Source organism: Rhodococcus yunnanensis NBRC 103083 (assembly GCF_001895005.1).
Taxonomy (GTDB): Bacteria; Actinomycetota; Actinomycetes; order Mycobacteriales; family Mycobacteriaceae; genus Rhodococcoides; species Rhodococcoides yunnanense.
The window spans coordinates 109,537-116,311 of record NZ_BCXH01000019.1; the positions used below are offsets into that span (position 1 = coordinate 109,537).

General features: G+C 63.6%; 4 protein-coding genes. 2 read left to right on the forward strand and 2 right to left on the reverse strand.

Annotated features, from left to right (window positions below; translation table 11 throughout):
* Positions 1-46 precede the first annotated feature (46 nt).
* The gene (locus tag RY1_RS24435; RefSeq protein ID WP_072806638.1) at positions 47-2,176 is read right to left on the reverse strand and encodes an MMPL family transporter; all 2,130 of its coding nucleotides are present in this window, start codon (positions 2,174-2,176) and stop codon (positions 47-49) included.
* 141 nt (positions 2,177-2,317) lie between these two features.
* On the opposite strand from RY1_RS24435, the gene RY1_RS24440 reads away from it, so the two are divergent.
* Positions 2,318-5,602: an error-prone DNA polymerase gene (locus RY1_RS24440; protein ID WP_072806639.1), complete on the forward strand. Its 3,285-nt coding sequence runs from the start codon at positions 2,318-2,320 to the stop codon at positions 5,600-5,602.
* Between the two features lie 51 nt (positions 5,603-5,653).
* Here RY1_RS24440 and RY1_RS24445 read toward each other — a convergent pair whose 3' ends face one another.
* Positions 5,654-6,571 carry a HAMP domain-containing protein gene (locus RY1_RS24445; protein WP_245819925.1) on the reverse strand — a complete coding sequence of 306 codons (918 nt, stop codon included), beginning with the start codon at positions 6,569-6,571 and terminating at the stop codon, positions 5,654-5,656.
* A gap of 27 nt (positions 6,572-6,598) precedes the next feature.
* Between RY1_RS24445 and RY1_RS30890 the strand changes: the two genes are divergently transcribed.
* On the forward strand, positions 6,599-6,727 hold the full coding sequence (locus RY1_RS30890) for a hypothetical protein (protein ID WP_281250012.1): 129 nt from the start codon (positions 6,599-6,601) through the stop codon (positions 6,725-6,727).
* Positions 6,728-6,775: the final 48 nt, after the last annotated feature.

A 6,775-nucleotide genomic window follows, 5' to 3' on the forward strand; every position in this document is an offset into this window, starting at 1 on the left:
TCACCCCAGAGGTCCCAGAAGCCCAGAGTCACCGATGGGCGAGCGCTCAATGCCCGATACCCACTTTTTCGTGGACCTTTTTCATCCATGCGGGCGCCCACCAGTTCGCCTCACCCATCAGTTTGACGAGCGACGGGACGAGAAGCATGCGGATGATCGTGGCGTCGACGATGAGGGCGAGGATCATGCCGAGCCCGAGGAATCGCATGATCGACAGATCCGAGATGGTGAAGGCGCCGGTGACGACGATGAGGATCAAGGCCGCGGCGGTCACGATGCGTCCGGTGCGCTGGGCGCCGATCACCACTGCTTCCTCCGTCGTCGCTCCTGTTGCGCGGGCTTCGACCATGCGTGACATCAGGAACACCTCGTAGTCGGTCGAGAGTCCGAAGACGACCGCAAGGATGAGGACGACGAAGGTCGCTTCGAGCGGGGCGGGCGTCACGCCGAGGAAGTCGGCGCCGTGACCTTCCTGGAACACCCAGGTCAGTACCCCGAACGTGGCGCCGAGGCTGAGCCCGGCCATCAGTACGGCCTTGACGGGAAGCACGATCGAGCCGAATGCGAGGAACAGCAGAATCAGCGTGGAGATCACCATGATCGCGATCATGACGGGCAGCCATTTCGCTACCGCGGCGTTGCCGTCGTCGACGAGGGCTCTGCCGCCTCCGACGAGTATTTCTGTGCCGTCCGGCGGCGTCATCGCGCGGAGTCCGGCAACTGCGGCGCTGGTCGAGTCGACCTCGGTGCTTCCTTCGGCAGGCTCGCCGTATGTGGCCTGAAGGACAACGAAATCCTCGGCGGATCCGGTGAACTCGACGCGCGCGATCCCGTCGACGGCCTGGGCCTGACGGGTGACGTCGGCGATCGGGGCGCCCTGTGGTTTGGTGCCGTCCGTTCCGCGGAGTACGACGACGGCGCCTTCTCCGGTGGACTCGAACTCGTCGGCGAGTGTCTCGACGGCGACGCGTGCAGGGTCGTCCTTGGGGAGCGCGGTGTAGTCGACCTCGCCGAGTGTCACTTTCAGAATCGGCGCGGACAGCACGAGCAGTCCGGCGACGATGACGACGGCGACGATGCCGGGCTTGCGCATCACCCGGGTGACGACGCCTCCCCAGAACTTCTGCGCGCGAGCTTCACCGCGATCGGAGGCGCTCTTGCTCCAGGTCCAGGAATTGATGCGCGGTCCGAGAATCGCGAGCAGGGCGGGCACGGCGGTCAGCGACAGGATTGCCGCTCCCGCAACGGCTGCCATCGCACCGAACCCGAGCGACTTGATCACCGGCTGGGGGAAGACGAGCATGCCCGCGAACGCGCAGATGAGTAGAAGGCCGGAGAAGACGACGGTTCGTCCCGCTGTGAGTACGGTCCGCACTGCGGCATCGGATGGAGTTCTACCCGCCCGCATCTCTTCGCGGTATCTGCTGACGATGAACAGCCCGTAGTCGATGGCCAGCCCGAGTCCCAGTAGCGAGGCCACGTTGATGGAGAACGAGCTGACCTCGGTGACGGTCGTCAGTGCACGCAGGATCGCGAGAGCGCTGACGACGCTGAGAATTCCGACGAACACCGGGACCGCGGCCGCGACCACGCCTCCGAAGATCACGATCAGCAGGATCAACGTGATCGGGATGGCGATGGCCTCCGAGCGAACGAGGTCGTTCTGGAGTGTGGTGCTGAACGAGACTCCGACGACCGAGCCACCGGCGAACTGCGATGTGACTCCGGGTACTTCGAGCTGGGGCGGAAGGTCGCCGAAGGTGGCGAACGTGACACCGGAATTCGGTCCGAGCGTGACGGTGGCGAGCGCTTTGGTTCCGTCCTTCGACACGAGGAACTGTTTCGTGGCCGTGTCGGCGGTCCAGTAGGAGGTGACGTTCTCGACGTTGTACGTGCTCTCGAAGTCGTCGAGGACCGCGGCGACGTCGGGGGCGATGTCGTCGATGGTCTTGCCGTCGGGCGCGGTGTAGATGGCAACGATGTCCGGTGTCTGCTGGCCGAGGCCTTGAACGAGTGAGCTGACCTGAGCTGCTTCGCTGCCCGGGTCGACGAAGCCGCCTTCGCTGAGCTTGCCGAACACACCGAGCCCCCATACTCCGCTGAGTGCGACGAGCACGACGGCAATGGTGAGCACCCAGCGCTTCCTGGAAACGACGAATGAAGCCCAACGTGTCACTGAAGATCTCCGGCTCTTGTGGAAGGGGGTGTCTCTCGTTCGTGGCGAGCCTATCGGTGGATGGGTGGTCGATTGATTCGTGTCGGTGGCTCGAGGTCTAATGGGAACATACGTTCGATGAATCATTCAAGGGGGTGAGTCATGGGTTGGAACGACGGCCCGCCCACGTGGTCGGAGATGGAACGGGTGTTGTCCGGCCGCCCGGCCTCCGCGAAGCCCGAGGTTGTCGGTGACGGCGGTGACAGTCCGGCGTGGTCACGCAAACGCGGGGCCTACGAGAAGGAAGTCTCTCGTCCGTCGCGCACAACGACGGCGTACACGGAACTGCACGCCCATTCGGCCTTCAGTTTTCTCGACGGTGCGAGCCAGCCGGAGGACATGGTCGAGGAGGCGGTGCGTCTGGGTCTCGAGGCCATCGCCATCACCGATCACGACGGCTTCTACGGCGTCGTGCGCTTCGCCGAGGCGGCGAAGGCGCTGGGAATCGGAACGATATTCGGCGCGGAGTTGTCGTTGGGAACAACTCGGTCGCGGGCAGGCGAGCTGGACCCGGACGGTACGCATCTTCTGGTGTTGGCGCGAGGTCAGGAAGGGTATCGACGGCTGTCGAGAGAAATCGCCGCTGCGCATCTGCGGGGCGGGGTCAAGGGAAAGCCGCACTACGATTTCGACCAGTTGTCGAATGCCGCCGGTGGGCACTGGCAGATACTCACGGGGTGCCGTAAAGGTCATGTGCGGCGTGCGCTCGATGCAGGCGGGGTCGACGCGGCCGATGCAGCGCTGGGCGATCTCGTCGAGAGGTTCGGTGCCGATCGCGTCAGCGTCGAACTCACGTGCCACGGAATTCCCGAGGACGACGAGCGCAACGACGCGCTTGCAGAATTGGCTCGACGCCACGGCCTTCCGATCGTCGCCACGACTGCCGCGCACTATGCGACGCCCAGGAGTCGTCGCCTCGCGATGGCGATGGCTGCCGTTCGTGCTCGGAGCAGTTTGGACGATGCCGCCGGGTGGCTTGCGCCGACCGGCGGGACACACCTGCGGTCGGGTGCGGAGATGGCGCAGTTGTTCGAGCAGTATCCCGGTGCCGTGCAGGGTTCGGTGGATCTCGGCCGTGAATGTGCATTCGATCTGCAGCTGATCGCGCCCAAGCTTCCGCCGTTCGACGTGCCGCCGGGGTATACCGAGATCAGTTTTCTGCGCAGGCTCGCGCTCGACGGTGCGGCTCGTAGATACGGCACACGGCAGTCGCATCCGTCGGCGTACGCGCAGATCGAGTACGAACTCGACATCATCGAACAGCTCGAGTTTCCCGGGTACTTCCTCGTCGTGCACGATATCGTCTCGTTCTGCAAGACACACGACATCCTGTGTCAGGGAAGAGGATCGGCGGCCAATTCGGCTGTCTGCTACGCGATCGGGATCACCAACGTCGACCCGGTGGCGAACAAATTGCTGTTCGAGCGATTTCTCGCACCCGAGCGCGACGGCCCACCCGACATCGATGTCGACATCGAGTCCGATCGGAGAGAGGAGGCCATTCAGCACGTCTACGAGAAGTACGGACGTTCGTACGCGGCGCAGGTCGCGAACGTGATCACGTACCGGGGGAAGTCCTCGGTACGAGACATGGCACGTGCTCTCGGATTCTCGCAGGGGCAACAGGATGCGTGGAGCAAACAGGTCACCAGATGGTCCAAGGTCGGAGATCAGGACGACAGCGACATCCCGCGGCCCGTTCTCGAACTCGCGCAACAGATCGAAGGGTTTCCTCGTCATCTCGGGATTCATTCGGGCGGAATGGTCATCTGCGACCGGCCGATCGCAGACGTGTGCCCTGTCGAGTGGGCGACGATGGCGAATCGCAGTGTGCTTCAGTGGGACAAGGACGACTGTGCTGCAGTGGGATTGGTCAAATTCGACATGCTGGGACTCGGCATGCTGTCGGCTCTGCACTACATGATGGATCTGGTCGCCGAGCACAAGGAAATCCACGTCGATCTCGCCGACATCGACTTGAGCGAGAAGGCCGTCTACGACATGTTGCAGCGAGCCGATTCGGTCGGTGTGTTCCAGGTCGAGTCCCGTGCACAGATGGCGACGCTACCCAGGCTCAAGCCGTCCGAGTTCTACGATCTCGTCGTCGAAGTGGCGTTGATCAGGCCGGGACCGATCCAGGGAGGCTCGGTTCATCCGTACATCAAACGCCGCAACGGCCTCGAACCCGTCACGTTCGATCACCCGTCGTTGAAGAAGGCACTCGACCGAACCCTCGGTGTGCCCCTCTTCCAAGAACAGTTGATGCAGATGGCAATCGACGTCGCGGGATTCAGCGCGGCCGAGGCAGACCAGTTGCGTCGTGCGATGGGGTCGAAGCGATCACCGGAGAAGATGAGCGAGTTGCATGACCGATTCTACGACGGCATGCGCACGCTGCACGGCATCACCGGTGACGCTGCCGATCGCATCTACGAGAAGCTGTCCGCGTTCGCCAATTTCGGTTTCCCCGAAAGTCATTCGCAGAGTTTCGCCTCTCTCGTGTTCTATTCGTCGTGGTTCAAGCTGCATCATCCCGCCGCGTTCTGTGCTGGTCTGCTCCGCGCGCAACCGATGGGCTTCTATTCACCGCAATCGCTCGTCGCCGATGCGCGGCGCCACGGGGTTCAGGTGCACGGCCCCGACGTCAATGCCAGTTCCTGGTACGCCGACCTCTCGGGCGGCGGTCTCGAAATTCGGATGGGTCTGTCCGATGTGCGGCACATCGGGCAGGATCTCGCCGAACGCATCGTGGAAGCGCGAGTGTTCGGCGGCCCGTACACCTCCTTTCTCGATCTGACCGGAAGGGTCGAACTGTCGACGGCGCAAGCGGAGTCCTTGGCTACTGCGGGGGCATTGGGATGTTTCGGAATCACCAGACGCGAGGCGCTGTGGGCGGCAGGGGCGGCCGCGGGGGAGCGCTCGCATCTGCTGCCAGGGCTCGGTGCGTCGACTCGTGCACCGGTACTTCCCGGGATGAGCGATCTGGATCTTGCGTCGGCCGATGTCTGGGCAACCGGGGTCTCACCCAATTCTTACCCGACGCAGTTCTTTCGAGACCGACTCGACGCGTTGGGTGTGCTCCCGGCGAACCGGTTGCTTCAGGTTCCGGATGGGGACCGCGTTCTTGTCGGCGGTGCGGTGACGCATCGCCAGCGGCCGGCAACGGCAGGAGGCGTCACGTTCGTCAATCTCGAGGACGAGACGGGCATGGTCAACGTCGTCTGCTCGGTGGGTCTGTGGGCCAAGTATCGCAAGCTTGCCCTCACTGCGCCGGCCCTGCTCATACGGGGCAAGGTACAAAATGCCGAGGGTGCGGTGACGGTCGTGGCAGATCATCTGCAACTCATGGATCTCCGTGTGCGGTCGAAGTCGCGAGATTTCCAATGATCGGCACACTCGGTACCGTCGCCTCGAACGCGGCGGGCGACTGCTTTCGATTCACGAACTCGCCGACTCCGGTATGTCGCGCGCTTGATCCACCAGTTCCTGTACGAGTCCGATGATGACATCCATCTCGGCCATGACCCCGGCGCGGAGGGCGTCGTGCTCGGCCGGAGTCAACGTCGGCGGATCCTGAGAATCGACAGACACCTGAGAATCGAAAGACACCTCCGAATCGACAGACATCAGGGTGTCGATTTTTGCGCGCAGAGCCTGCAAGGGATCCATCAGTTCCTCTGCAGCGTCGGTGATCAGCCGGTTCTGCCGCGCTCCGGATCTGGCCAACGCGGCCAACATATCGTTGAAACTGGTCGCGAGTGAGGCGAGTTCGTCGTCCCCGGTCACCGCGATCGGTTCCAAGTCCCCCGTCCGCGCTACCCGCTCGGTGGCACTGCGAAGACGTTTGACGGGTCGCAGGCCCGTGCGCGCCACCGCGGCGCCCGCGATGGCTGCGAGAGCGACGAGGAACGCCCCGAGCATCACCAGCGCGAGCGTCAGCTTTCCGAGGAGGGGCTTGTTCGACTGCAAGGACTCGGCGACCATCACCGTTTCCCCGGAGGCTGTACGTTTCGCGGTCAACATGTAACCGCGCACTTCTCTCAGCGAGACATCCGAGGTCCCGTCGGCGACTGCCTGCTCGGGCTGATCGAGTGAACCGTTCGAACCGGTGAACGGCTGGGACTGCGCAGTGAAGGTGACGAGTTCGCCGTCCGAGGTGACGAGGGCGACCTTGATCGCCGGACCGTCGACGCTGCCGACTCCGAAACCGAACAGCGTGGAGGGGACACCGGAGCTGGCGCCTGCGATGAGTGCATCGGCATTGCGACTGACACGATCGGCCAACTGCGTACGCAGTGACTGCTCGGTGACGGCATAGATCGCCAGCGCACTGACGCCGACAGCCAGAGCCGCCAAACTTGTGATCAGAATCCGAATGCGGCTGTGAAGCGAAAAGTTCAGCGGCCGCCCGATCCGCGCTACGGGCATGCCGCCGGCATCGGCGCGGTGTGCATCGGCGCGGTGTGGATCGGCATCGATCGAGTATTGCGTCCTCTGCTGAGAGCGGTCTGAGAGGCCCCCGACAGCAGAGCTCTACACGATGGGTCAGTCGCCCGAGTG

Coding starts and splice junctions, on each gene's coding strand:
- RY1_RS24440 (WP_072806639.1), top strand. CDS start 2,318: ATGGGTTGGAACGACGGCCCGCCCACGTGGTCGGAGATGGAACGGGTG.